The following is a 23,584-nucleotide window of genomic DNA, read 5'->3' on the forward strand; positions in this document are numbered from 1 at the left end:
GCACGACAAGCCATACCGCTTTCGACACTTTTCGCCAAAACAGCAGGCCGTGGTGTAGTCGGATCCATCTTTAAACCTCCGGTGGAACCTGACGGATCTGCGCGGCGTTCAGCGCACGACGGGGCGCGTGGGGCTCGACACGTCGTAGGTCTCGATCCCGCTGTCGGCGCCGCGGGCCTCGACGAGCTCCCGCAGCACCTGCGCCTTCAGCTCGCTGTCCTCGGCCGTGCCCCAGACGACGGTGCGGCCGTCGGCGAAGGCCAGCTCCACGGAGGACAGCGACTCGGCCGAGGCCGTGCGCAGCTGCGCGAGGACGGATTCCGGCAGGGCGGCGAGCACGTCGGCGATGGCCTCGAAGCGCTCGCTCCCGAGCACGTCGCGGTCCCCGGTGACCACGGGCACGCCGGCCTCCTCGGCGGAGGCCACGGTGGTGAGCCGGACGCCTTCCGAGTCCACGACGGCGAACTCGTCCCCGTCCTGGACCGCGGCCACGGGCACCCGCTCGTGCAGCTCGACCACGAGGTGGTGCGGCGGCTCGAACAGGACCTCGATCGAGCGGACCTGCGGGATGGCCCCCACCCGCTCCCGGACCTCGCTCTTGGAGATCCGGGTCAGCGGGACGCCGCGGTAGCCGTCCAGGGCCTCCTCGACGCTGGCCGGGTCGGTCAGCTCGCCGCCGCGCACGGAGATGTCCCGGACGGCGAGGGCCGGGGAGAGGAACAGGACGCCGGCCAGCACCGCGAGGGCCGCGAGCACGCCGAGGGCCGCCGCGAGCCGGTGCCGGCGGCGCCGGGCGCCCGGCGAGCCGGGAAAGGCGACGACGGTGGCCCCGACCGCCGTGGAGCCGGCGCGGGCGGGCTCCACGTCGGCGGGCAGCCGGGACGCGGTGAGCGTCCGGGAGCCGGCGCGCTCCTGCCGGTGCCGTCGCCAGGCGCTGAACCGGCCGCCCGCCGCGGGCACCTCCTCGAGCTCGTCCTCGTCGGACAGCGGGGTGACCTTGCCCCCGTCGTTCACGCGCACCCGCCCGCCCCGCGGCGCGGGGGGCCCGGAGTCCGGCGGCCCCGGCGCGGTGCCCGCCGCCGGTGCGGAGGGCGCGTCGGCGGCGCCCTCCGGGTCGGCACCCGCGGGAGGCTCCCCGGGGGTCCCGGACCCCGCTCCCGGGGTGCCGGTGCCACCGGGGTCCCGGGGGTCCTCCCCGAACCGCGGCTGGTGCGGGCGGCCGTGCCGGCTCATCAGCTCTCCCCGAGCCGGTCCACGAGCGTGGGGCCGAGGCGGGTGACGTCGCCGGCGCCCACGGTGAGCACCAGGTCCCCCGCGCGGGCCGCGCGGGCGGCCTCGGCGACCGCCTCCGCGCCGTCGGGGACGTAGCGGACGTGGGCCGGGGCACGATCGGTGATGACCTCGCTGCTGAGCCCGTCGACGGGCTGCTCGCGGGCGGCGAAGATGTCGATGACCAGGCTCTCGTCCGCCAGGGACAGCGCCTCGGCGAACTCCGCGGCGAACTCCCGGGTGCGGGAGAACAGGTGCGGCTGGAAGATCGCGATCACCCGGTGGCCGCCCGCGACCTCGCGGGCCGCGGTGAGGGCCGCGACGACCTCCGTGGGGTGGTGGGCGTAGTCGTCGAAGACCCGGACGCCGCGCACCTCGCCCCGCAGGTCGAAGCGCCGCGCCGAGCCATGGAACCCGGCCAGCCCGCGCACCGCGTCCGCGGGCGGGACGCCGGCCTCGAGCGCCACGCAGAAGGCGGCCGTGGCGTTGAGGACGTTGTGCCGGCCGGGCACCGCGAGCTCGAGCTGCTCCTCGCGGCGGTCGGCGCCCTCCCCGAGCACCAGGGTGCTGCGGGTGCGCAGCCCGTCGGCCTCGCCCGGGAGCACCCGGACGTCGGCCCCGGCGTCCGCACCGTAGCTGACGACGCGCCCGCCGGCGGCCCGGTGCCGCTGCGCCAGGGCCCGGGAGCCGGCGTCGTCCTGGCAGGCCACGAGCAGCCCGTCCTCGGGCATGGTCGCGACGAAGTCGTCGAAGGCCCGGTAGAAGGCCTCGCGGGACGGATAGAAGTCGAGGTGGTCGGGCTCGATGTTGGTGACCACGGCGACCCGGGGCCCGTACTTGAGGAAGGAGCCGTCGGACTCGTCCGCCTCGGCGACGAACCACCGGCCGTCCCCGAGCGCCGCGTTGGCGCCGAGGTCGGCCACGTGCGCGCCGATCGCCCAGGACGGGTGCAGGCCGGCGGACTGCAGGGCGAGCGCGGCCATGGCGCTGGTGGTCGTCTTGCCGTGGGTGCCGGCGACGGCCACGACGTCGCGGCCGTGCATCGTGGCGGCCAGCCCGTCGGAGCGGTGCAGCACGCGCAGCCCGGCGGCGCGTGCTGCGGCGTACTCGGGGTCCTCGGGCGGGATCGCGGTGGAGACGACCACGGTCCGGGCCCCGGCCACGTGCTCGGCCCGCTGTCCCACGAACACCGTGGCGCCCAGGTCCTCGAGCTGGCGCAGCGCCGGTGAGTCCTGCCGGTCGGAGCCGCTCACGGGGACGCCGTGGGCGAGCATGAGCTTGGCGACGGCGGACATCCCGGCCCCGCCCATGCCGATGAAGTGGACCCGGCCCAGCCGGGCGGGGTCGGTCTCGCGCTCAGCGCCCACGGGAGGCCTCCTCGAGGACGAGGCGTGCCACGACGGCGTCGGCGTCGCGCACGCCGTGCTCGCGGCTCGCGGTGGCCATGGCGGCCAGGCGCTCGGGCGCGGCCAGCAGCGGGTGGACGTGCCCGCGGTACCAGGCGGGGGTGAAGGCGTCGTCGGGGACCAGCTGCGCCGCGCCGGCGGCCACGAGGGAGGCCGCGTTGAGGGACTGCTCGCCGTTGCCCACGGGCAGGGGGACGAAGACGGCGGGCAGGCCGACGGCCGCGACCTCGGAGACGGTCGCGGCGCCGGCCCGGGCCACCAGCAGGTCCGCGGCCGCGTAGACGCGCTCCATGCCGTCGACGTACTCGACCTGCACGTAGCCGGGGGCCTCGAGCAGCGTGCCGTCGTCGCGGGTGAGCTGCTTGCCGCGGCCGGTGACGTGGAGCAGCTGGTGGCCCCGCCCGGCGGCCTCCTCCGCCACGCCCGCCACGGTCCGGTTCATGTTCAGGGCCCCGGAGGAGCCGCCGGTCACGACGACGGTGGGCACGTCCGGGTCGAGCCCGAAGGAGCGGCGCGCCTCGGCGCACAGGCCCGCCCGGTCCAGGCCGGAGATCTCCCGGCGCATGGGCATGCCGACGGTCACGGCGCCGCGCAGGGGCGTGCCGGGGAACGCGGTGGCCACGGTCCGGGCCCAGCGCGCGCCCACCCGGTTGGCGAGGCCGGGGCGGGCGTTGGCCTCGTGGATCACGATGGGCAGGCCGCGCCGGGCGGCCGCGAGGTAGACGGGGGTGCAGACGTATCCGCCGACGCCGACGACCACGTCGGGGCGCACCCGGTCCAGGATCTCGCCCGCCTGCCGCACGGCGCCGAGCAGCCGCCCGGGCAGCCGGGCGAGGTCCACGGAGATCCGCCGGGGCAGGGGCACCCGGTCGACGAGCTCCAGCTCGAGCCCGGCCTGCGGGACGAGCCGGGTCTCCATGCCGGAGGCGGTGCCCACCGCGGTGAGCCGGGCCTGCGGGGCCTGCTCGCGCAGGGCGGCGGCCACGGCCAGGAGGGGGCTCACGTGCCCGGCGGTGCCACCGCCGGCGAGCAGGACCGAGGGCGCGGTGCGCTCGGAGGTCGGTCGGGACGGTGTCATGCGCGATCCTCGTTCGGGGTGCGGGGGCGGGGGGTGCGGGAGGGGACCGGGATCCGGCGCGGCAGGCGGGTGAAGGACATCACCACACCGACGGCGGCCAGGCTCATCAGCAGCGAGGACCCACCGTAGCTGATGAACGGCAGGGGGACGCCGATCACCGGGAGCACCCCGGTGACCATGCCGATGTTGATGAACGCCTGGCCCACGAGCCAGGTCACGACGCACGCGGTGGCGATCCGCACGAACCGGCTGCGGGCGCGCAGGATGATCCGTGCCATCGCCAGGGTCATGGCCGCGAACAGGGCGAGGATCAGCACCGTCCCCAGCAGACCCAGCTCCTCTCCGATGATGGAGAAGATGTAGTCGTTGTGCGCCTCGGGGACGTAGTTGTACTTGAGCCGGGACTGGCCCAGGCCCACGCCCCACCAACCGCCCGAGGCAAGGGCGTTGAGCCCCTGGTCGGCCTGGTAGCAGGCGTCGGTGGCCCCGCACTCCCCGAACAGCCAGCCGGTGATGCGGTCCACGCGGTGGGGGGCCGCGGCGACCGCGAGCGCGCCCAGCGCGGCCGCCCCGGCGGCGGCGACGGCGAACAGCCGCAGCGGGGCCCCGGCGAAGAAGAGCGCGGCGGCGTAGATCAGCGCGAAGACCAGGGCCGTGCCGACGTCGTCGCCGAGCACGACCAGGAGGGTGGGGATCCCGATGCCCAGCGCCGAGGGCCACAGGGCCTGGCGCCAGTCGCGCACGGCGTCCCCCTGCCGGGCCAGGACCACCGCGAGCCACACGGACACGGCGAGCTTCGCGGCCTCGGAGGGCTGGAAGGACTGCCCGCCGACCACGATCCAGTTCCGGTTGCCGTTGATCTCCTGGCCCAGTCCGGTGAAGACCAGCAGCAGGAGCACCACGGAGAGCACGAGCAGCCCGTTGGCGCCGCGCCGGTACCAGGACGTGGGCACGAAGGAGAGCCCGAACATCAGCACGATGCCCAGGCCCGCGTACGTGGCCTGCCTGAGGAAGTACGAGTAGGCGGACTCCTGGACGGAGATGGACTCCACCGCGGAGGCCGAAAGCACCATCATGATGCCGATGCCGGTGAGCAGCAGCACCGATCCGGCCAGCGCGTAGTAGGAGTGGACGAGCGGGCCGTCCACGAGCGCGCGCCAGAAGCGCCGCAGCCCGCCCCGGGGCCCGTGCACGGGCTCCCGGTCCCCCGTCCGGTCCCGGAGCTGGGTCACGACAGCCGCTCCACGAGCTCGACGACCTCGCGGATGAACGCGTCGCCGCGGTGGGCGTAGGAGCCGAACTGGTCCATCGACGCGGACGCCGGGGCCATCAGCACGGTGTCACCGTGCTGCGCCGCCCCGTGGGCCAGCCGGACCGCGCCGGCCATCACGGCGTCCCCGTCGCTCGTCCCGTCCTCGCCCGCCCGCAGGACGGGGACCTCGGGGGCGTGCTCGGCGAGGGCCGCCAGCAGCGCCTCGTTGTCGGTGCCGATGAGCACCACGGTGCGCAGCCGCTCCGCGTGCCGGGCCACGAGCCGGTCGTAGGACACGCCCTTGGACAGCCCGCCGGCGATCCACACGACCGAGCCGAACGCCGACAGAGCGGCGTCCGCGGCGTGCGGGTTGGTGGCCTTGGAGTCGTTGACCCACACGACGCCGTGGGTCGTGGCGACGGCCTGGATCCGGTGGTCGCCGGGCTCCCACGCGTGCAGCCCGTCCCGCACGGCCTCCGGCGGCGCGCCGGCGGCGCGGGCCAGAGCGGCGGCGGCCAGGGCGTTGGCCACGCCGTGGGGGGTCGGAATCGTGCCGGTGTCCACGACGGAGGCCAGCTCGAGGGCGGAGCCGCGGCGGTCCTCCAGGAACGCCCGGTCCACGAGCAGGTCCTCCACCACCCCGAGCATGCTGACGTCGGGGGTGTCCAGGGTGAAGCCCACGGCGCGGCAGCCCTCCACCACGTCGGCCTCCTCGACCATCCGCACGGTCTCGGGCTGCTGGGCGTTGTAGACGCAGGCCACCCGGGTGTTCTCGTAGATCCGGGACTTGTCCGCGACGTAGTTCTCGTAGCCGCCGTGCCAGTCCACGTGGTCCTCGGCGACGTTGAGCACGACCGAGGCCAGCGGGGACACCGAGTGCGCCCAGTGCAGCTGGAAGCTGGAGAGCTCCACCGCGAGCACGTCGTGCTCGACCGGCTCGCGCAGCGCGTCGAGGATCGGCGTGCCCACGTTGCCCACCGCCGCCGCCGTGAACCCCGCGGCCCGCAGCATCGAATCGGTCATCCCCACCGTGCTGGTCTTGCCGTTGGTGCCGGTGATGCACACCCACTCGGCGGTCTTCCGCCCGGCGCGCTCGCGGACCCGCCAGGCGAGCTCGACGTCGCCCCAGATCTGGATCCGCTCGGCGGCCGCGGCGGCCAGCAGCGGGTGGTCGGGCCGCAGGCCCGGGGAGGTGACCACGAGCTCCGGGCGGGCGCCGTCGACGTCGGGCACCGTGCCCTGGTGCTCCTGGCCCAGCAGCACGTCCGCCGCCCCCACGATCCGCAGGGTGTCCGCCTTGCCGCGGGTCTCCGGGGTGTCCGCCCCGTCGACGACGACGACGCGGGCGCCCAGCTCGATCAGGGTGTCCGCCGCGGCGAAGCCCGAGACCCCGATCCCGGCCACGACCACGCGCAGCCCCGCCCAGTCCGCGTCCCAGCTCGTGAGCCCCGCCAGGCGCGGGCGGTCCAGGACGGGGTTGTCGTTGCTCGCGTGGATCATTGGATCATTCCTCCGTGGGAGAGCAGCCAGTCGCCGTAGAAGACGCCGAGCGCGGCCGCGACGAACAGCCCGGCGATGATCCAGAAGCGGACCACGATGGTCACCTCGTTCCAGCCCTTGAGCTCGAAGTGGTGCTGCAGGGGCGCCATCTTGAAGATGCGCTTGCCGCCGGAGAGCTTGAAGTAGCCGACCTGCAGGATCACGGAGATCGTGATCACCACGAACAGCCCGGCGATGAGCACGAGCAGCAGCTCGGTGCGGGTGAGCACGGCGAACGCGGCCAGCGCCCCGCCGAGGCCGAGGGAGCCGGTGTCGCCCATGAAGATCTTGGCCGGGGAGGTGTTCCACCACAGGAAGCCGACGAGGGCTCCCACGAGGGCGGCCGCGGTCATGGCCAGGTCGGCGGCGTCGCGCACCTCGTAGCACACGCCCGCGGACACGGACCCGCACAGGTGGGTGTTCTGCCACATGGCGATCAGCATGTAGCCGCTGAACACCAGGATGGACGCTCCCGTGGCGAGCCCGTCCAGGCCGTCCGTGAGGTTGACGGCGTTGGTGGTGGCCGTGGCGATGAGGTTCACCCAGACCACGAAGAGCACCGCGCCGAGCACGGGGCCGGCGAAGGCGAGGTCCAGGACGGTGTCCCGGGTGAAGGAGATCGCCGAGGACGCGGCGGTCGAGCCCTGCTGGTCGGGCACGAGCAGCACCAGCAGCGCGAAGGCGGTGCCGATGAGCCCCTGCAGCACGATCTTGCCCATGGGGCTCAGGCCCAGGTTCTGCTTCTTGGCGATCTTCTTGTAGTCGTCGACGAACCCGACCAGGCCCATGCCGAGCATCAGCAGCAGCGCGGAGAGCCCGGAGAGGGTCACCCCGCCGTAGGACGGCCACACGAGGCCGGAGACCAGGTGCGTGAGCCCGTAGGCGAGCACCACGGAGCCGAGGATCGCGACCCCGCCCATCGTGGGCGTGCCGCGCTTGGTGTGGTGGCTCGTGGGGCCGTCGTCGCGGATGAACTGGCCGTAGCCGCGGCGGGCGAGGAACTTGATGAAGGCCGGGGTCCCGAACAGGGACAGCACGAGCGCGAGTCCGGCGGCCATGAGGATCTGGATCATGCCTGCTCGTCCCTCTCGGCGGCGCGGCCCGGGGTGACCGGCCGGCCACTCGGGTCGAGGGAGGCGTTGACGAAGGGCCCGGCGGAGCGCCAGTGGTCGCCCCGCGCGGGGGCGTCGTTGCCGGGGGCGGGCCCGTCGGCGCCGCCGTGGGCGGTGGCCGCCACCCGGTCGCCCAGCACCCGCAGGCCGGAGGCGTTGGAGGACTTGAACAGGACGATGTCGCCCGGGGCCAGTTCCTCGCGCAGGATCTCCTCGGCCTCCTCGGCCGTCGCCACCCACGTGGCCTCGTTGCCCCACGAGCCCTCGAGCTGGGCGGCGTCGTAGACCGGTCGGGCCAGATCGCCGACCGCGACGAGCTTGGAGATGTTGAGCCGCACGACCATGCGTCCCAGCGCGTCGTGCTCCTCGACGGTGCTGTCCCCCAGCTCGAGCATGCCTCCCAGCACAGCCCACGTGCGGCGGGGCGCGGACCCGTCGGCCCCCCGGCCCAGCTGGGCCAGGCTCTGCAGCGCGGCCCGCATCGACTGCGGGTTTGCGTTGTAGGCGTCGTTGACCACGGTCACCCCGTCGGCCCGTTCGGTGCGCTCCATCCGCCACCGGCTCCCGGCGCCCTGGGCGTTGAGCGAGGCCGCGATCCGCTCCGGGGCGACCCCGGCCACGAAGGCCGCGGAGGCCGCGGCGAGGAGGTTGGTCACGTGGTGCTCCCCGATGAGCCGGGAGACGATCCGGTGCTCGGAGCCGTCGGGCAGGTGCAGGAGGAACTCGGGGTTGCCGCCGGGCCCGAGCCGCACCCCGGAGGCGTGGACGCGGGCAGCCGGCACGTCCGGCAGGACGTTGGCCGGGGACTCCCCGAAGTACAGCACGGGCGCGGCGGTGCGCCCGTGCATCTGGCGCACCAGGGCGTCGTCGTCGTTGAGCACGGCCACCCCGTCCGCGCGGAGGCACTCCACGAGCTCCCCCTTGGCGCGCGCGATGTTGGCGACCCCGCCGAACTCGCCGGCGTGGGCTGAGCCGACGCACAGCACCACCCCGATGTCGGGGCGGACCATGCGGCACAGGTAGTCGATGTTGCCGATCCTGGTGGCGCCCATCTCGACGACGAGGTAGCGCGTCTCGGAGGTGCACTCGAAGACCGTGAGGGGCACGCCCACCTCGCCGTTGTACGAGCCGCGGGGCGCGACCGTGGGGCCCTCCTCGGCGAAGACGCCCCGGAGGAGGTCCTTGGTGGTGGTCTTGCCCACGGAGCCGGTGACCGCGACGACCGTGACCTCGTGGTCGGCGCGCAGCTGGGCCACGACCCACGCCGCCAGCCGGCCCATCGCCTCGACCACGTCGGGGACGAGGACGCCGGGGTAGGCCACGTCCGCGGCGTCGGCGACCTCGCGCTCCACGAGCGCGAGCACCGCCCCGGCGGCGAACGCCGCGCCCACGAACTCGTGGCCGTCGGTGACCTCGCCCGGCTTGGCCACGAACAGCGTCCCGGGACGGGCCTCGCGGGAGTCGGTCGTGACGTGCTGGACGACGACCTCCCGCGCGGCGGCGTCGCCGACGGCGCGCCCGCCCGTGATCTGCGCGATCTGTGCAGCGGTCAGTTCGATCATCGGTCCTCCCAACGGCCCTGCTGCGCGTCGGCCAGTGCGGCCCGCAGCTCTTCCCTGTCGTCCAGCGGGTGGTCCACGCCCCGGATCTCCTGGACCGTCTCGTGCCCGCGGCCGGCCACGAGCACGGAGTCGGCCGGACCCGCCATGGCCACCGCGGCCCGGATGGCCACGGCCCGCGGTGCGAGCACGAGCACCTCCTGGGCGCGGGCGCCGGCGGCGCGCGCCGCCCGCGCCCCGGCGGCGACCTCCTCACGGATCCCGGCCGGCTCCTCGTCGTGGGGGTCGTCGTCGGTGACGATCACCACGTCGGCGTGCCGGGCCGCGACCTCGCCCATGACGGGGCGCTTGGTCCGGTCCCGCTCCCCCGTGGCGCCGAAGACCACGAGCACGCGGCCCTCCGCCGCGGGCGGCTCCACGGCGCCCAGGGCCCGGCGCAGGGCGTCGGGGTTGTGCGCGAAGTCGACGACGGCGGTCGGCTCGGTGCCGATCAGCTGCATCCGGCCGGGCACGTCCGTGGTCAGCGGGTCCTCCTCGTCGAGCACCCGCTGCAGCCGCGCGACGTCGACCCCGGAGGCCACGACCATCACCACGGCCAGGGCGGCGTTGGCCACGTTGAAGTCGCCCGGCAGGGCGGTGGACACGCGCAGGGAGCGCCCGTCCCGGTGCAGCAGGGCGAAGGAGTGCCCGATGCCGCGGCGGCCCAGGGCCGTCAGGGTCCAGTCGGCGCCGTGCCGGTCCGGGCCGGCGTCGCGGTCGCCGGGCACGTCGCCGCGCAGGGCGACCGTGTCCACGTGCTCGGCCCCGAGCTGCTCCCGGGCGTGCTCGGCCATCCGCAGGCCCCAGGCGTCGTCCTCGTCCTGGACGACGACCACGGCCCGGCGCGTGCGCTCGGGGGTGAACAGCTGGGCCTTGACGGCGAAGTACTCCTCCATCGACCCGTGCAGGTCCAGGTGGTCCTGGGTGAGGTTGGTGAACCCGGCCACGTCGTAGCGCACCCCGTCCACCCGGTGGAACTGGAGGGCGTGGGAGGAGACCTCCATGGACGCCGCGGTGATGCCTCGCTCCCGCATCAGGGCGAGCAGCGCGTGCACGTGCGGGGCCTCGGGCGTGGTGAGCCGCGAGGGGATGGCCTGCTCGCCGGCGAGGATCTCGATGGTGCCGATCAGCCCGGTGCGGCGACCGAGCGCGCGGAGCACCGAGTTGGTGAAGTAGGTGGTGGTCGTCTTCCCGTTGGTGCCGGTGACCGCGAACAGCACCGGGGCGGTGCCGTCCTGCGGGCGGGAGCCGTAGACCCGGGCCGCGATCGCCCCGACCGACCGGCGGGGGTCCGGGGCCACGACCACGGGCAGGTCCACACCGGCGCGCTCGAGCAGCGCGGCGCCCTCGGCATCGGTGAGCACCGCGACCGCGCCCGCGCGCGCTGCCTGCACCGCGAACTGCGCACCGTGCGCGCGGGCGCCGGGCAGGGCCGCGTAGAGGTCGCCGGGGCGCAGCTGCCGGGAGTCCAGGGAGATGCCGGTGACGTCCACGGCGCGGACCGGTGCGGTGCCGTCCGCGAGCCGGGCCGTCTCCGCGAGGCTCAGCGGCCGGGGCCTGGCGGGGCGCATCGTCTGCGCGTCGTGTCCCTGCTGGGCTGTCGCGTCCATCAACGTCCTTCGTGGTCTGGGGGCGGGTGGGTGGGCCGCCGGGGTGCTGGGGGGAGGCGCCCAGGGGGTGTCCGGGCACAGCGATACGGAAGTCTAGTCGCCCTCGTCGGCCGGCCGGGACGGGCTCGGGGAGGCGGACCCGCTCGCGGTGGCGCTCGGGTCAGGGGTGGCCGTGGTGCCCTCCGTGGTGCTGTCCCCGGTGTCGTCCGTGGCGTCGTCCGTCCCGACGACGTCCGGCGGGGCGTCCTCGGGCGCGGTCTTCTCGGGCTCGTCGGTGCGCAGCGGGATCTCCACGGGATCGGTCGTCGAGGGCGGGACGCCGTAGTGGCGCAGCACCTGGCCCATGATCTTGCTGAACGTGCCGGTGGCCCCGATGGTGCGGACGTCACCCTCGGGCCGCTGCAGGGTCACGGCCACGAGGTACTGCGGGTCCTCGATGGGCGCCACGCCCACGAAGGAGGTCGTGTAGCCGTCGTAGCCGCCCTCCGCGCCGGGGGCCTCGGCGGTGCCGGTCTTGCCGCCCACGCGGTAGCCCTCGACGGCGGCCTCCTTGGCCCCGCCCTCGGTGACGGTGACCTCCATGAGGTCCAGGATCTGCTGCGCCGTCTCCTCGGAGACGATGCGCTCCCCCTCCGGGCGCTCCACCGGGGTGCGCGTGCCGTCGGCGTCGACGACGGCCTCGACGACGCGCGGCTCCACCTGGACGCCCCCGTTGGCGATCGCCTGGAAGACGGTGGCGGTGCGCAGGGGCGTCTGGGACACGCCCTGGCCGAAGAGGACGGTGTACTGCTGGCGCTTGTCCCACTGGTCGACCGGGGCGAGGATGCCCCGGGACTCCCCCGGCAGCTCGATCCCCGTGGTCTCGCCCACCCCGAAGCGCTGCAGCCACGCGTGGCGCTGTTCCGGGGAGAGCTTGCTGCCGACCATCACGGTGCCGGTGTTCATCGAGTCGGCGATGATCCCGGCGAACGTGCGGTCCTGCTCGTCGTGGTCGAAGGAGTCGGTGATCTTCTCGCCGTCGATCTCCAGGAACGGCGGGACCGTGATCTCCGTCCGGGGGGTGACGAGGCCCTCCTCCACGGCGGCCGCGGCCGTGAGGATCTTCTGGGTGGACCCCGGCTCCACGGCCTGGGTCACGGCCCGGGCCCCGAGGTCCTCCGGGGCCGCGGACCCGAGGTCGTTGGGGTCGACCGTCGAGGAGTCGGCCAGTCCGAGCACCGCGCCGTCCTCGATGCGCATCACCACGGCGGTGCCCCAGTCGGCGCCGAGCTCCTCGGTGCGCTCGGTGACGGCCTGCTGGGCGATGAACTGGACGTCGCTGTCGATGGACAGCTGCACCGAGGAGCCGTCCGTCACGGGGCTCTCCTCCGTGGGAGCCACCGGGATGCGCACGCCGTCGGCGCTGATCTCGAAGGTGCGGCTGCCGTCGGTGCCCCGCAGCAGCTCGTCCTGGGTCTGCTCGATCCCGCCCAGGGCCTCGTCGTCGCCGCCCATGAAGCCGACCACGCTGCCGGCCACGGGTCCGTTGGGGTAGATCCGGTCCGAGGACGGCTGGCCGTAGACGTAGGGCAGGTCCAGCTCCCGCACGGTGTTCCACTGCTCGGGCGTGACGCCGCGGGCGACGTACTCGAACTGCTTCTCGCCGTCGAGGGACTTCTTGACCTCGGTGTCCTCGAGCTCGAGGGCGTCGGCGAGCTGGTACACGGCCTGCGTGGGCGTGACGGTCTCGGCGGTGCCGTCCGCCTGGAGGCGCTGGAACTCGCGGACCTTGCTCTGGTCGACCGTCACGTCGTAGCGCTGGAGGGTGCGGGCGAGCACGTTGCCGTCGGTGTCGCGGATCTCCCCGCGCAGCGCGGGGACCACCTCGGTGCGGGAGCGGTCCGTGGCGGCGGCCTCGGCCCGCCCGGCGACGTCGAAGCCCTGCACCCACACGAGGCGCAGCCCCAGCACCACGAGCAGGCCGAGCACGAGGACGATGCCGATGTGGCTGCGGCCGATGCCGAGGGAGCCGGGGGTGTCACCCGTCGACGTCGAGCGTGCGCGTGCCACGTGTCTGCCTCGTTCCTGGTCTCGGCTGGGGGGTTTCCGGGGAGGTGCTGCGTGCGGGGGCGGGGACCTGCGCCCCGCTCACTCCCCGGGGAGGCGCTGCTGGGGGGCCGGCAGGGACCCCCCGCCGAGCTCCCCGGCGGGGGCCGAGTCCTCACGGGCCCGCCGCTCGGCGTCCTCGCGCTCCTGCTCCGCCTTCTCCTGCTCGCGCTCCTCCGCGCGCTGGGCGGCGCGGTCCGCGGCCTCCGAACCGGTCTGGTGCGCCCGGTCGACCAGGATCTCGTGGTTCTCCTGCGGCTGCGCGGGCAGCGGGTCGCCCTCGACCGACCCGGTCGTGAGGTCCACGGTGCCCGAGCCCTGGGCGGGGACCATGCCGAGGTCCAGGGCCATCACGGCGAGGTGCTGCGGGGCCCCGTAGAACTCCAGGTCCTGCGTGAGGGCCTCGTTCTGCTGGCTGAGCGCCTGCTCCTGGGCGCGCAGCTCGACGAGCCGGTACTGGCCGCCGGAGATCTGGATGTTCAGGACCAGGATCGAGGCCAGGGCGACCACGAGGGCGATCAGGCTGAGCACCACGGCCGAGACCCGTCCGCGCCGGGCCCGGCCGGGCACCACGGACAGGGGCGCGCGGGTGGAGCCGCCGGTCCCCGGCGAGGGCGGGGCCGGGGTCTCCAACTGGCGGGCGGAGCTGCCCTCCACCGGCGGGCGCTGGCCGCGCCGGGCCGCCCAGGCGCCGATGCCGCTGCGCGGAGGGGCCGGACGGGCCGGTCGTCGCTGGAGTCCGGTGCCGCTCATGCCTTGTACCTCTGCGCGTTCTGTGATGGGTGCGGTGGGTTCTGCCGGATCCGTTCGGCCGCCCGCAGACGCGCGGAGGCGGCCCGAGGGTTCTCGTCGATCTCCCGGGGGGTCGGGGTCTCGGTGCCGCGGGTGAGGATCCGCAGCGTGGGCTTGTGCTCGTCGAGCTCCACGGGGAAGCCCTTGGGCGCCGTGGAGGTGGCCCCCCGGGCGAAGGCCTGCTTCACGATCCGGTCCTCCAGGGAGTGGTAGCTCATCGCCACGACCCGCCCGCCGACGGGCACGGCGTCCAGCGCCGCGGGGATCGCCCGGCGCAGGACGTCGAGCTCCTCGTTGACCTCGATCCGCAGCGCCTGGAAGGTCTGCTTGGCCGGGTGGCCCTTGCGGTGCTGGACCCCCTGCGGGACCACCGCGCGGACGACCTCCACGAGCTCGCCCGTGGTCCGCAGCGGGGCCTGCGCCCGGCGCTCGACGAGGGCCCGGGCGATCCGGGCCGCGAAGCGCTCCTCGCCCCAGTCGCGCAGGATCCGGCGCAGGTCCGCCTCGCTGTAGTCGTTGACCACGTCCCGGGCCGTGACCGGCGCGGTGGAGTCCATGCGCATGTCGAGGGGTGCGTCGTAGGAGTAGGCGAAGCCGCGCTCCCGCTCGTCCAGCTGCAGGGACGAGACGCCGAGGTCGAACAGGACGGCGTCCGCGTGGTCGAAGCCGTGCTGGGCCAGGGCCTCCGGGATCCGATCGTAGGTGGTGTGCACCGGGTGGAACCGGTCTCCGAACGGGGCCAGGCGCGGGCCGGCCAGCGCGTGGGCCTGCGGGTCCCGGTCGACGGCGACGAGCTGCAGCCCGGGGAAGCGGCGCAGCAGCGCCTCGGAGTGACCGCCCATGCCCATCGTCGCGTCCACCGCCACGGCACCGTCCTCGGCGAGCGCGGGAGCCATCAGGTCCAGGCAGCGCTCGAGCAGGACGGGGACGTGGAGCTGCTCGGCTGGGCGTTGCGCCATGGGCCCTCTCTCTTCGGCGGTCGGTCGGTCGGGGTGGCCGGCGCCGGGTCGACGCCGTGGTGCGGCCGCAGGCGTTCCAGGATCAGAACCCCATCCGCTGGCCCTCCCTCGAATCCGGCCTGGCTCAGGGGAAGTTGAGTCAGGACGGTGACGGCTGTGCGGCTGGAGATCTCATCCGGGAAGCGGTTCCGCGCCTCGCGGTGGTGGTCGGCGACCCTGCGCTCAGAAGAGCCCGGGCACCACTTCCTCCTCGGTCTCGGAGAAGACGGCCTCCTTCTCGTTCAGGTACTCGTTCCACGCCTGGGCGTCCCAGATCTCCGCCCGGGTGCCCGCGCCGATCACTGCGAGCTCCCGGTCCAGCCCGGCGTACTCCCGCAGCGGCGGCGGAATGGTGACGCGGCCCTGCTTGTCCGGGACCTCGTCGGAGGCACCCGAGAGAAAGACCCGGATGTAGTCCCGGGCCTGCTTCGAGGACAGCGGTGCCGCCCTCAGCTGCTCGTGGACCCGCTCGAACTCACGGGTGCTGAAGACGTACAGGCACCGCTCCTGGCCGCGCGTCAGGACCAGTCCCTCGGCGAGCTCCTCCCGGTATTTCGCCGGCAGGATCAGACGGCCCTTCTCATCGAGACGGGGTGAGTACGTTCCGAGAAACATGCTCACCGCCCTCTCCAGCCCGAGAGTTCTCCCAGATCCTTCTCTTCGCCCCACTTTACTCCACTTCACTCCCCGGTCAACGAACACGGGCCCCGCCCGGCACGGCGTGGCGCGGCGCCGGCGGGGCGCCCTGCCGGCGTCGCCGCAGGTGCGGCGGGGCGCGGTGCCGGCGGGGAGGGAAGTGGGGCGGGCGGTGGAGGGATCCGGCGGCGGGAGGGCCCCGGCACGAAGAAGCTCCCCGGCGGGACGCCGGGGAGCCGATCGGAAGTGGTGCGGGGTGGTGGGTCGTGGAGGGCGGGGTCCCTGCGGGTCGGCGGGCTAGGGCTGGCCGCCGGAGTTGCGCTGGTCCCAGCGCTGCTCCAGGTTCTGCAGGAACGGCGAGGAGCGCCGAGGCGGTCCTGCCTTGCCTCCCGCGCCGTCGGAGCGGGGCTTGCCGGAGCGCAACGTGGCGACATAGACGCCGGCGCCCATGACGACGAAGCCCAGCACTCCCAGCAGGACGGACTTGAGGACGACTCCGCCGAGGAGGACGAGCAGGCCGACGACGGCGATCACGATCCCGAGGACGATGTTCCGGGTGGAGGCTCCCTTCACGGCACGGGATCCCATGCTCGTCACGAACCGCGGGTCGTCCGCGTGGAGCTGCTTCTCGAGCTGGGCCAAGAGCTGTTGCTCGTGCTCGGACAGTGGCACGGTAGCCCTCCTCTATCCTTCGGGTGCGGAAATCCCCGGCTGTTCCGGCGCCGCCTGATACCAGGATAGACCGTCGGCTGCCGATTTTGCACCGCGCGCGCGGCTGTCAACACCCTTGGAATCGCCCTGCTGGTGCCGCGGTCCGGTGGGCAGCAGCCGTGCCGGGCCCAGCCGGTCCGACCCGAAGCGGGCGTGCACCCGGTCCATGGCCTCCTCGGCCGCCCCCCACTCCTCCTCGCGGCCGTCCAGGCTCAGCTGCAGGGCGCCCGTGGCCTGCTCCAGGGCCTCGGCCCGGACGCCGATGAGCCGCACGGCCTGCGGCCGCTCCCCCAGCTCCTCGAGCAGGCCCACGCCGTGCTGGAGGAGGTCGTGCGCGGAGGTGAACGGCTGGGACAGGGTGCGCGAGCGGGTGATGGTCGTGAAGTCCGCGTAGCGCAGCTTGAGCCCCACCCGGCGGGCGCGCAGGCCGTGGCGCCGCAGCCGCGAGGCGGTCCGGTGGGCGAGGCGGAGCAGGGTCTCGCGCAGCACCCGGTCGTCGGAGACGTCGTGGGGGAAGGTCTCCTCCGCGCCCACGCTCTTCTCCTCCCGCACGGGGACCACCGGGCGCGGGTCCCGGCCGTTCGCCAGCTCGTGCAGGTGGTGGCCCGCCGCCCGGCCGACCACGCGGGTCAGCTCCGGCAGCGGCGCCGCCGCGAGGTCCCCGACCCGGCGCAGGCCGGCGCCGACGAGGGCCTCCGCCGTGCGTCCGCCGACGCCCCACAGGGCGGTGACCGGCAGCTCCGCGAGGAACGCGAGCGTGTCCTCCGGCTGGACGAGCAGCAGCCCGTCCGGCTTGGAGCGGGTGGAGGCGATCTTCGCGACGGTCTTGTTGACCCCGATGCCCACGGAGGCCGTGAGCCCCAGCTCCTCCTGCACCCGGGCGCGCAGCGCACGGGCGATGCCCACCGGCGGGCCGAGACGCCGGACGGCCCCGGAGACGTCCACGAAGGCCTCGTCCACGCTGATCTGCTCCACGCGGTCGGTGATCTCCGCGAACATGGCCATGACCCGTCGCGAGTAGGCCTCGTAGGCACCGCGGTGCGGCTCGATCAGGACGGCGCCCGGGCACATGGCGCGGGCCCGGGCCAGGGGCATGCCCGAGCGCACGCCGAACGCCCGCGCCTCGTAGGAGGCGGAGAGGACGACGGAGCGGTTGCCCGCGCCCGCCACGACGACGGGCCGGCCCCGCAGCTGCGGGGCCGCGAGCAGCTCCACACCGACGTAGAACATGTCCATGTCGACGTGCATCACGGCGCACGCCCGCCAGCGGTCCAGCCGGTCCTTCGGCGTCTCGGTCACCCCGTCCTCCTCTCGCGTCCGGCTCTCGCGTCCGGCACAGCATAGGCCCCGGTCCGGACATCGTGCCCACGGCGCCCGCCCGGGCCGGGGCGGGGCGTCGGGAACGGCCCTTCGCTAGGCTGGCCGGAGACCGCGGACGGCCGCCCGGCCCGTCCCCCGCCGCCCGAGATCGAGGTCGACCCGCCCATGACGCCACCGTCCCTGCCGCATCCGTCCGGCGCACCCCCCCGCTCCGTGCCGCACGGGGCGCCGGAGGACGCCTTCCGTGCCGAGGACGCGCGCTTCGTCGACCGGCTGCACGCCGAGCTGGAGCACTTCTTCGCGGGGCAGCGGGAGGTCCTCGGCGGCATCTCGGCGGAGACCCTGCCGCTGCTGGAGGCCGTCGCCGCGCTCTCCGCCGGGGGCAAGCGGCTGCGCGCTCGGCTGTGCTACTGGGGCTGGCGGGCGGCGGGCGGCGACCCGGAGGACGCCGCGGTGGTCCGGGCCGGGGCGGCGCTGGAGCTCTTCCAGTCCGCCGCCCTGATCCACGACGACGTCATCGACCGGTCGGACACGCGCCGCGGCGCGCCCAGCGTCCACCGGCGCTTCGAGTCCCTGCACGCCGAGCGGGGCTGGTCCCTGGACGGCCCGGCGTTCGGCCTCGCGGCCGCGATCCTGTCCGGGGACCTGTGCCTGTCCTGGAGCGAGCAGCTGTTCGCCGGGGCCGCCGCCCCGGGGGCCCCGCGGGCGCGGGCCGTCTTCGACCTCATGCGCTCGGAGGTGATGGTCGGGCAGTACCTCGACGTGCAGGGCGAGGTCGCCGGGGCGGGCCAGGACCGGGCGGGCGCCGTGCAGCGGGCCCTGGACGTGATCCGGTACAAGTCCGCGAAGTACTCGGTGGAGCACCCGGTGGTCCTCGGTGCCGCCCTCGCGGGGGCCCCGGAGGCCGAGCTCGAGCGGTGCTCGGCGTTCGCGCTGCCGCTGGGCGAGGCGTTCCAGCTGCGCGACGACATCCTGGGCGTGTTCGGCGATCCGGCCACCACCGGCAAGCCCGCCGGGGACGACCTGCGCGAGGGCAAGCGCACGGTGCTCGTGGGCTACGTGCGCCGGCTGGGCGACGAGGAGCAGATCGCCCGGCTCGAGGCCGCCCTGGGCCGGCCGGAGCTCACCGAGGAGGACGTCGAGGAGCTCCGCGCGCTGATCACGGGCTGCGGCGCCCTGCGCGCCACGGAGGAGCTCATCGACGGGCTGAGCGAGGAGGCCTTCGCGGCCCTGGACCGGCTCGGGGCCGGGCCGGTGCCCCTGGCCGCGCTGCGGGGACTCGCCGCGGCGGCGGTGCGCCGCTCCTCGTGAGCCGTCCCGCCGGGCAGGCGCGGCAGGGGGCGCGGCAGTGCCCCGTGGGCCCCGGCGAGCCGACCCGCCGGGGCCCACGGGTCACCAGCCCAGGGCCTGGGCCCGGCGGCGGATCTCCGTCTTGCGCCCGTCGCGCAGGGCGTCGACGGGGCGGCCCGGCAGGGACTCGTCCTCGGTGAACAGCCAGGCGATCGCCTCGACGTCGGTGTACCCGGAGTCCCGCAGGACCGCCACCGTGCCCTTCAGGGAGTCGAGCACGGCGCCGTCCAGCAGGAACGCGGCCGGGACCCGTCGGATGTTGTCGTGCGGGTTGCGCACGGCGAGCAGCGTCCCGTCGTCGATGAGGCCGTGGACGCGCGTGACCACGAGCCCGAGCCGCTCGGCGACGTCGGGCAGGGGCAGCCAGTCCTGGACGAGCCCGTCCAGGCGGTCGAACTCCTCGGTGGTGTTTCCGGATGTCTTCTTCACGGTCCCAGGGTGCCACGTCCGCCGGTGCCCGTGCCACGCGGGCCCGTCACGGTATGCTCGGACCCGCGGAGACCGCTGAGACCTCCGCCTCTTCCCCGATCAGCGTCAGAGAGCCACTTCATGCCGTATCCCCCCGACAGCGACACGACCGACCCGAACGACGCACCGCACTGCTCCCCCGCTTCCCGCCCCGACGGCCCGGCCGAGCGCCCCGGGACCCGGGACGACCGCTCCCCCCGGTGGGCCCGCCGCGCGAGGACGGGCTCGGCGGTGACCGCCGTCGCCGCCATGGCCGCGCTGGGCGGGGGCACCGTGGCCCACGCCGCGCCGGTGCAGACCTCCCAGGTGGCCCCGACGCCCCTCGTCCTCGGGCAGGGGACGTCGAAGTCCGCCGAGCACACCGTGGCCCCCGGCGACTCCCTGTGGGCGGTCGCCCAGCACCACGGTGTCGCCGTGGACGAGCTCATGCGGTGGAACGACCTGTCCGGAGCCGCACTGCTGCTGCCGGGACAGACCCTGCGGCTGGCCGGCCCGGACGCCCCGGGGCCCGAGCCGGCCGAGGACGCCGCCCCGGAGGACCGCGCCGCGCGCGCGGACTACGTCGTGCGCTCCGGCGACTCCTTCTGGAGCATCGCGCAGGCCCACGACGTGTCGGTCCAGGACCTCCTCGACACGAACGACCTCACCGTCGGCTCCCTCCTGCGCCCCGGTCAGAGGCTGTCGGTGGCCGGCGGCGCTCCGGCCCGGCCCGCGGCCGTCCCGGACGCGGCGGCGAAGCCCGCGCCGGAGCCCGCGGCCGCGCCCGAGCAGGCCGTCGGGGACACGTTCCTCGGCCGCACGTACGAGCGGGACGTGGTGGAGTCCGCCAACCGCCACCACGAGCAGCTCGCCTCCCGGCCGGCTCCGTCCCGGGAGCAGATGCGGCAGATCGTCCACGACACCGCGGTGCGGATGGGCGTGGACCCGGCCCTCGCGCTGGCCCACGCCCAGCAGGAGTCCGGGTTCGACCACCGGGCGGTGTCCCCCGCCGACGCCGTGGGCACCATGCAGGTCATCCCGGACGCCGGCGAGTGGGCGTCCGGGCTGGTGGGCCGCCGGCTCGACCTGATCGACCCGCACGACAACGCCACCGCGGGCGTCGCGATCATCCGCCAGCTCGGCCGCAGCGCCCCCAGCACCGACGTGGCCATCGCCGCGTACTACCAGGGCCTGCACGGGGTGAAGAAGTACGGGATGTACGACGACACCAAGAAGTACGTCAAGAGCGTCAAGGCCCACCGCCGGTCGTTCGGCGGGTGAACCCGGCTCAGGGGCCGCACAGCGCCGGGGCCTAGACTGATCCCGTGCAGCACGCGCTCCCCGACCACCTGACCGGCCCCCTCCTGGAGGGCCGGTACGAGCTCGGCCCCCGGATCGCCCGCGGCGGCACGGCCACCGTGTACCGCGCGGTCGACACGCGCCTCGAGCGCACCGTCGCCGTCAAGCTCATGCACCCGCACCTGGCCGAGGACCCGGCCGCCGCCGAGCGCTTCGTGCGCGAGGCACGGGCCGCGGCGCGGCTGTCCCACCCCCACGTCGTCTCCGTGCTCGACCAGGGCCACGCCCCGGACGGGGTGCCCTACCTCGTCATGGAGCACGTGGAGGGCTCCACGCTGCGGGACCTGCTGCGCCGGCGCGGCGCCCTCACCCCCCGCGAGGCGCTGGAGGTGATGGAGGCCGCCGTGGACGGGCTCGCCGCGGCCCACCGGGCAGGACTGGTGCACCGCGACGTCAAGCCGGAGAACGTGCTGATCGCGGCCGGCGGCCGGGTCACCGTGGCGGACTTCGGCCTCACCCGGGCGGTCGACCAGCACACCGCGAGCGGGAGCGTGCTCGGCACCGTCGGCTACGCCTCCCCGGAGCTCGTCACCGGGCGGCGGGTGGACACGCGGGCGGACGTCTACTCGGCGGGGATCGTGCTCTTCGAGCTCCTGTGCGGGCGCCGCCCCTTCGAGGGGACCCCGCTCGCCGTGGCCCGCGCCCACGCCGAGGGCGGGATCCCGGACCTGCGCTCCCTCGAGCCCGGCGTGCCGGCCGCCCTGGCCCGTCTCGTGGCCCGGGCCACGGCCCGGGACCCGGAGCACCGTCCCGCGGACGCCGGGGACCTCCTCGGGCGGCTGCGGGCGGTCCGGGCACAGCTGCGCCCGGAGGAGCTGGACCGCGCTCCGGTGCACCGTCCGCCGCGCGGCGGCGCACCCGTGCAGGCCCAGGTCCCCGCAGGCACCCGGAGCGAGACCTCGGGCACCGGGGCCGGAGGCCAGGGCTCCCGGAGGGAGACGCTGGGCCCGCCGACGGCACCGACCGAGGCGATCGGCCGGACCGGCGCCGCCACGGAGGTCCTCCGCCCGTCCGCGGCCGCGACCGAGGCCCTGCACCGCTCGGACCCGGCAGCACGGCCGGGCGGGGTGCACCCGGGCGGCTCGTCCGACCCGTGGCGGCCCGAGGTCGAGCTGCGCCCGGCGCGTCCGCTGCGCACGGCCGCGCACCTGGCGCTGGCCGCGCTGGCGGTGGCCGCGGCGGCGTTCCTGGGCTGGCTGATCGGCTCCGGCCCGGGCGGGACCGCGAGCGTGCCGGAGGTCCGCGGGACCGGCCCGGAGCTGGCCCGCCAGTACCTGGCCGGCGCCGGGCTCGAGAACGTGGCCGTGCACGAGACCCCCGACCCGCTGGCCCCCGCGGGCACCGTGATCGGCACCGACCCGGGCGCGGCGGCCACCGTGCGTCCCGCGGAGCAGGTCGTCCTGTTCGTCTCGACCGGCCCGTAGCGGAGCACCGCACCCGAGCTCGCCGCCCCGGCGGCGGACGACTCCTCCGGGCGGACGACTCCTCCGGGCGGCCGGAGCCCCGCGGAGAGCCTCGCCGCCCCTCAGCCACGTGCTCCTCCCGGACGACGGACGGGGCCGGGCCGGACCGTCCAGCAGCGGACGGCCGGTCCGGCCCCGTCGGCCCGGTCCCCGCTCAGCGGCGGGAGAGGTAGCCCGCCACCAGGAAGGCGATCTCGAGGGACTGCATGTGGTTCAGCCGCGGGTCGCACAGCGACTCGTACCGGTCCTCGAACGAGGACTCGTCCACGGGGTCGGCGCCGCCGAGGCACTCCGCGACGTCGTCGCCGGTCATCTCCACGTGGATGCCGCCGGGGAAGGACCCGATGGCCTCGTGCACCTCGAAGAAGCCGCGGACCTCGTCCACGACGTCGTCGAAGTTGCGGGTCTTGTACCCGGACGGCAGCGACACGGTGTTGCCGTGCATGGGGTCGGTGACCCACACGACCTTGGCCCCGGAGCGCTCGACGGCCTCGACCAGCGGGGGCAGCTTCTCGCGGATGTTCTTCGCCCCCATGCGGGTGATGAAGGTCAGCCGGCCGGGCTCGCGCTGCGGGTCGAGCTTGTCGATGAGCGCGAGGGCGTCGTCCCCGGTGGTCTTCGGGCCGAGCTTGACGCCGATGGGGTTGCGCAGCTTCGAGAGCAGGTCCACGTGGGCGCCGTCGAGCTCCCGGGTCCGCTCCCCGATCCACAGGAAGTGCCCGGACGTCCCGTACGGCAGGTGGGTGCGGGAGTCGATGCGGCTCAGCGCGCGCTCGTAGTCCAGCAGCAGCGCCTCGTGCCCGGCGTAGAACTCGGTGGTCCGCAGGGCGTCGAAGTCCGCGCCGCACGCGTCCATGAACTTCACGGCGCGGTCGATCTCGCGGGCCAGGGACTCGTAGCGGGCGTGGGCGGGGTTCGTGGTGAAGCCCATGTTCCACGCGTGCACCAGGCGCAGGTCGGCGAAGCCGCCCGTGGTGAACGCCCGGATGAGGTTCAGGGTGGACGCGGAGGTGTGGTAGCCGCGCACCATGCGCCGGGGGTCGTGGACGCGGGACTCCTCGGTGAAGTCGAAGCCGTTGACCATCTCCCCGCGGAAGGTCGGCAGGGTCACGCCGTCCCGGGTCTCGTCGTTGGAGGAGCGGGGCTTCGAGAACTGGCCCGCCATCCGGCCCATCTTCACGACCGGCATGGACGCGCCGTAGGTGAGCACCACGGCCATCTGCAGCACGGTCTTCACGCGCGCGCTGATCCGGTCGGCCGTGGCCCCCTCGAAGGTCTCGGCGCAGTCGCCGCCCTGCAGCAAGAAGGCCCTGCCGCTGGCGACCTCGGCCAGACGCTCGCGCAGCTGGTCCACCTCCCCGGCGAAGACGAGCGGCGGGACGGCGTTGAGCTCCGCGATCGAGGTGGCGAAGTCGGGGTGGTCGTGCCACGTGGGCTGCTGGTCGGCGGAGAGCTCGCGCCAGTCGTCCAGCCCGGGGTAGTCGGCCGCCGAGGGCACGGGGGAGGCCAGGTTGCGGAGGCTGTCGGGAACGGTGAAGTCGAGCATCATGTCTTCCTAT

The 23,584-nt window shown here is 74.9% G+C and carries 19 protein-coding genes; 3 read left to right on the forward strand and 16 right to left on the reverse strand.

Annotation, left to right across the window (positions count from 1 at the left end):
* Positions 1-108: 108 nt before the first annotated feature.
* From RE027_RS05285 to dinB, 14 genes are all read right to left on the reverse strand, one after another.
* Positions 109-1,233 carry a cell division protein FtsQ/DivIB gene (locus tag RE027_RS05285; protein ID WP_368807192.1) on the reverse strand — a complete coding sequence of 375 codons (1,125 nt, stop codon included), beginning with the start codon at positions 1,231-1,233 and terminating at the stop codon, positions 109-111.
* A complete protein-coding gene (gene murC, locus RE027_RS05290; protein ID WP_368807193.1) occupies positions 1,233-2,636 on the reverse strand; it encodes a UDP-N-acetylmuramate--L-alanine ligase in 1,404 nt (467 codons plus the stop codon). Before murC ends, RE027_RS05285 begins: the two co-directional genes overlap by 1 nt.
* Positions 2,626-3,753 carry an undecaprenyldiphospho-muramoylpentapeptide beta-N-acetylglucosaminyltransferase gene (murG, locus tag RE027_RS05295; protein ID WP_368807194.1) on the reverse strand — a complete coding sequence of 376 codons (1,128 nt, stop codon included), beginning with the start codon at positions 3,751-3,753 and terminating at the stop codon, positions 2,626-2,628. Before murG ends, murC begins: the two co-directional genes overlap by 11 nt.
* Positions 3,750-4,985: a putative lipid II flippase FtsW gene (gene ftsW / locus RE027_RS05300; RefSeq protein WP_368807195.1), complete on the reverse strand. Its 1,236-nt coding sequence runs from the start codon at positions 4,983-4,985 to the stop codon at positions 3,750-3,752. The genes murG and ftsW overlap by 4 nt, the downstream gene beginning before the upstream one ends.
* On the reverse strand, positions 4,982-6,505 hold the full coding sequence (murD, locus tag RE027_RS05305) for a UDP-N-acetylmuramoyl-L-alanine--D-glutamate ligase (RefSeq protein WP_368807196.1): 1,524 nt from the start codon (positions 6,503-6,505) through the stop codon (positions 4,982-4,984). The genes ftsW and murD overlap by 4 nt, the downstream gene beginning before the upstream one ends.
* Entirely contained in the window at positions 6,502-7,617 is a 1,116-nt protein-coding gene (mraY, locus tag RE027_RS05310) for a phospho-N-acetylmuramoyl-pentapeptide-transferase (RefSeq protein ID WP_368807197.1), read from the reverse strand. The genes murD and mraY overlap by 4 nt, the downstream gene beginning before the upstream one ends.
* On the reverse strand, positions 7,614-9,218 hold the full coding sequence (locus tag RE027_RS05315) for a UDP-N-acetylmuramoyl-tripeptide--D-alanyl-D-alanine ligase (protein ID WP_368807198.1): 1,605 nt from the start codon (positions 9,216-9,218) through the stop codon (positions 7,614-7,616). Before RE027_RS05315 ends, mraY begins: the two co-directional genes overlap by 4 nt.
* Complete coding sequence (locus tag RE027_RS05320; protein WP_368807199.1) at positions 9,215-10,864, reverse strand: UDP-N-acetylmuramoyl-L-alanyl-D-glutamate--2,6-diaminopimelate ligase; 1,650 nt, start codon at positions 10,862-10,864, stop codon at positions 9,215-9,217. The genes RE027_RS05315 and RE027_RS05320 overlap by 4 nt, the downstream gene beginning before the upstream one ends.
* A gap of 93 nt (positions 10,865-10,957) precedes the next feature.
* Entirely contained in the window at positions 10,958-12,913 is a 1,956-nt protein-coding gene (locus RE027_RS05325) for a peptidoglycan D,D-transpeptidase FtsI family protein (RefSeq protein ID WP_368807200.1), read from the reverse strand.
* Between the two features lie 78 nt (positions 12,914-12,991).
* Entirely contained in the window at positions 12,992-13,702 is a 711-nt protein-coding gene (ftsL, locus tag RE027_RS05330; RefSeq protein WP_368807201.1) for a cell division protein FtsL, read from the reverse strand.
* A complete protein-coding gene (gene rsmH / locus RE027_RS05335) occupies positions 13,699-14,700 on the reverse strand; it encodes a 16S rRNA (cytosine(1402)-N(4))-methyltransferase RsmH (RefSeq protein ID WP_368807202.1) in 1,002 nt (333 codons plus the stop codon). The genes ftsL and rsmH overlap by 4 nt, the downstream gene beginning before the upstream one ends.
* A gap of 222 nt (positions 14,701-14,922) precedes the next feature.
* Positions 14,923-15,354: a division/cell wall cluster transcriptional repressor MraZ gene (gene mraZ / locus RE027_RS05340; protein WP_368807263.1), complete on the reverse strand. Its 432-nt coding sequence runs from the start codon at positions 15,352-15,354 to the stop codon at positions 14,923-14,925.
* Between the two features lie 318 nt (positions 15,355-15,672).
* Complete coding sequence (locus tag RE027_RS05345; protein ID WP_368807203.1) at positions 15,673-16,047, reverse strand: SCO2097 family morphological protein; 375 nt, start codon at positions 16,045-16,047, stop codon at positions 15,673-15,675.
* A gap of 12 nt (positions 16,048-16,059) precedes the next feature.
* Positions 16,060-17,385: a DNA polymerase IV gene (gene dinB, locus RE027_RS05350; RefSeq protein WP_368807204.1), complete on the reverse strand. Its 1,326-nt coding sequence runs from the start codon at positions 17,383-17,385 to the stop codon at positions 16,060-16,062.
* A gap of 186 nt (positions 17,386-17,571) precedes the next feature.
* Here dinB and RE027_RS05355 point away from each other — a divergent pair, with 186 nt between their 5' ends.
* On the forward strand, positions 17,572-18,717 hold the full coding sequence (locus tag RE027_RS05355) for a polyprenyl synthetase family protein (RefSeq protein ID WP_368807205.1): 1,146 nt from the start codon (positions 17,572-17,574) through the stop codon (positions 18,715-18,717).
* A gap of 81 nt (positions 18,718-18,798) precedes the next feature.
* Here the strand turns inward: RE027_RS05355 and RE027_RS05360 are convergent, their stop codons facing one another.
* Positions 18,799-19,185, reverse strand: a complete 387-nt coding sequence (locus RE027_RS05360) for an Rv2175c family DNA-binding protein (protein ID WP_368807206.1) — start codon at positions 19,183-19,185, stop codon at positions 18,799-18,801.
* A 120-nt stretch (positions 19,186-19,305) separates the two neighbouring features.
* Here RE027_RS05360 and RE027_RS05365 point away from each other — a divergent pair, with 120 nt between their 5' ends.
* Both RE027_RS05365 and RE027_RS05370 read left to right on the forward strand, forming a co-directional pair.
* A complete protein-coding gene (locus RE027_RS05365) occupies positions 19,306-20,484 on the forward strand; it encodes a lytic transglycosylase (protein WP_368807207.1) in 1,179 nt (392 codons plus the stop codon).
* 44 nt (positions 20,485-20,528) lie between these two features.
* The gene (locus RE027_RS05370) at positions 20,529-21,986 is read left to right on the forward strand and encodes a protein kinase domain-containing protein (RefSeq protein WP_368807208.1); all 1,458 of its coding nucleotides are present in this window, start codon (positions 20,529-20,531) and stop codon (positions 21,984-21,986) included.
* A gap of 193 nt (positions 21,987-22,179) precedes the next feature.
* On the opposite strand, the gene RE027_RS05375 is transcribed toward RE027_RS05370, so the two are convergent.
* Entirely contained in the window at positions 22,180-23,574 is a 1,395-nt protein-coding gene (locus tag RE027_RS05375; RefSeq protein WP_387919742.1) for a class II 3-deoxy-7-phosphoheptulonate synthase, read from the reverse strand.
* Between the last annotated feature and the right edge of the window lie 10 nt (positions 23,575-23,584).

The sequence above is a fragment of the Kocuria sabuli genome, from assembly GCF_040981185.1.
GTDB classification, from domain to species: Bacteria; Actinomycetota; Actinomycetes; order Actinomycetales; family Micrococcaceae; genus Kocuria; species Kocuria sabuli.

Bases quoted from the DNA above. Each gene is read 5' to 3' on its own strand.
- RE027_RS05315 (WP_368807198.1), bottom strand. From the start codon at position 9,218: ATGATCGAACTGACCGCTGCACAGATCGCGCAGATCACGGGCGGGCGC.
- murD (WP_368807196.1), bottom strand. From the start codon at position 6,505: ATGATCCACGCGAGCAACGACAACCCCGTCCTGGACCGCCCGCGCCTG.
- murG (WP_368807194.1), bottom strand. From the start codon at position 3,753: ATGACACCGTCCCGACCGACCTCCGAGCGCACCGCGCCCTCGGTCCTG.
- RE027_RS05375 (WP_387919742.1), bottom strand. From the start codon at position 23,574: ATGATGCTCGACTTCACCGTTCCCGACAGCCTCCGCAACCTGGCCTCC.
- ftsL (WP_368807201.1), bottom strand. From the start codon at position 13,702: ATGAGCGGCACCGGACTCCAGCGACGACCGGCCCGTCCGGCCCCTCCG.
- RE027_RS05285 (WP_368807192.1), bottom strand. From the start codon at position 1,233: ATGAGCCGGCACGGCCGCCCGCACCAGCCGCGGTTCGGGGAGGACCCC.
- RE027_RS05320 (WP_368807199.1), bottom strand. From the start codon at position 10,864: ATGGACGCGACAGCCCAGCAGGGACACGACGCGCAGACGATGCGCCCC.
- mraZ (WP_368807263.1), bottom strand. From the start codon at position 15,354: ATGTTTCTCGGAACGTACTCACCCCGTCTCGATGAGAAGGGCCGTCTG.
- rsmH (WP_368807202.1), bottom strand. From the start codon at position 14,700: ATGGCGCAACGCCCAGCCGAGCAGCTCCACGTCCCCGTCCTGCTCGAG.
- RE027_RS05355 (WP_368807205.1), top strand. From the start codon at position 17,572: ATGACGCCACCGTCCCTGCCGCATCCGTCCGGCGCACCCCCCCGCTCC.
- RE027_RS05365 (WP_368807207.1), top strand. From the start codon at position 19,306: ATGCCGTATCCCCCCGACAGCGACACGACCGACCCGAACGACGCACCG.
- mraY (WP_368807197.1), bottom strand. From the start codon at position 7,617: ATGATCCAGATCCTCATGGCCGCCGGACTCGCGCTCGTGCTGTCCCTG.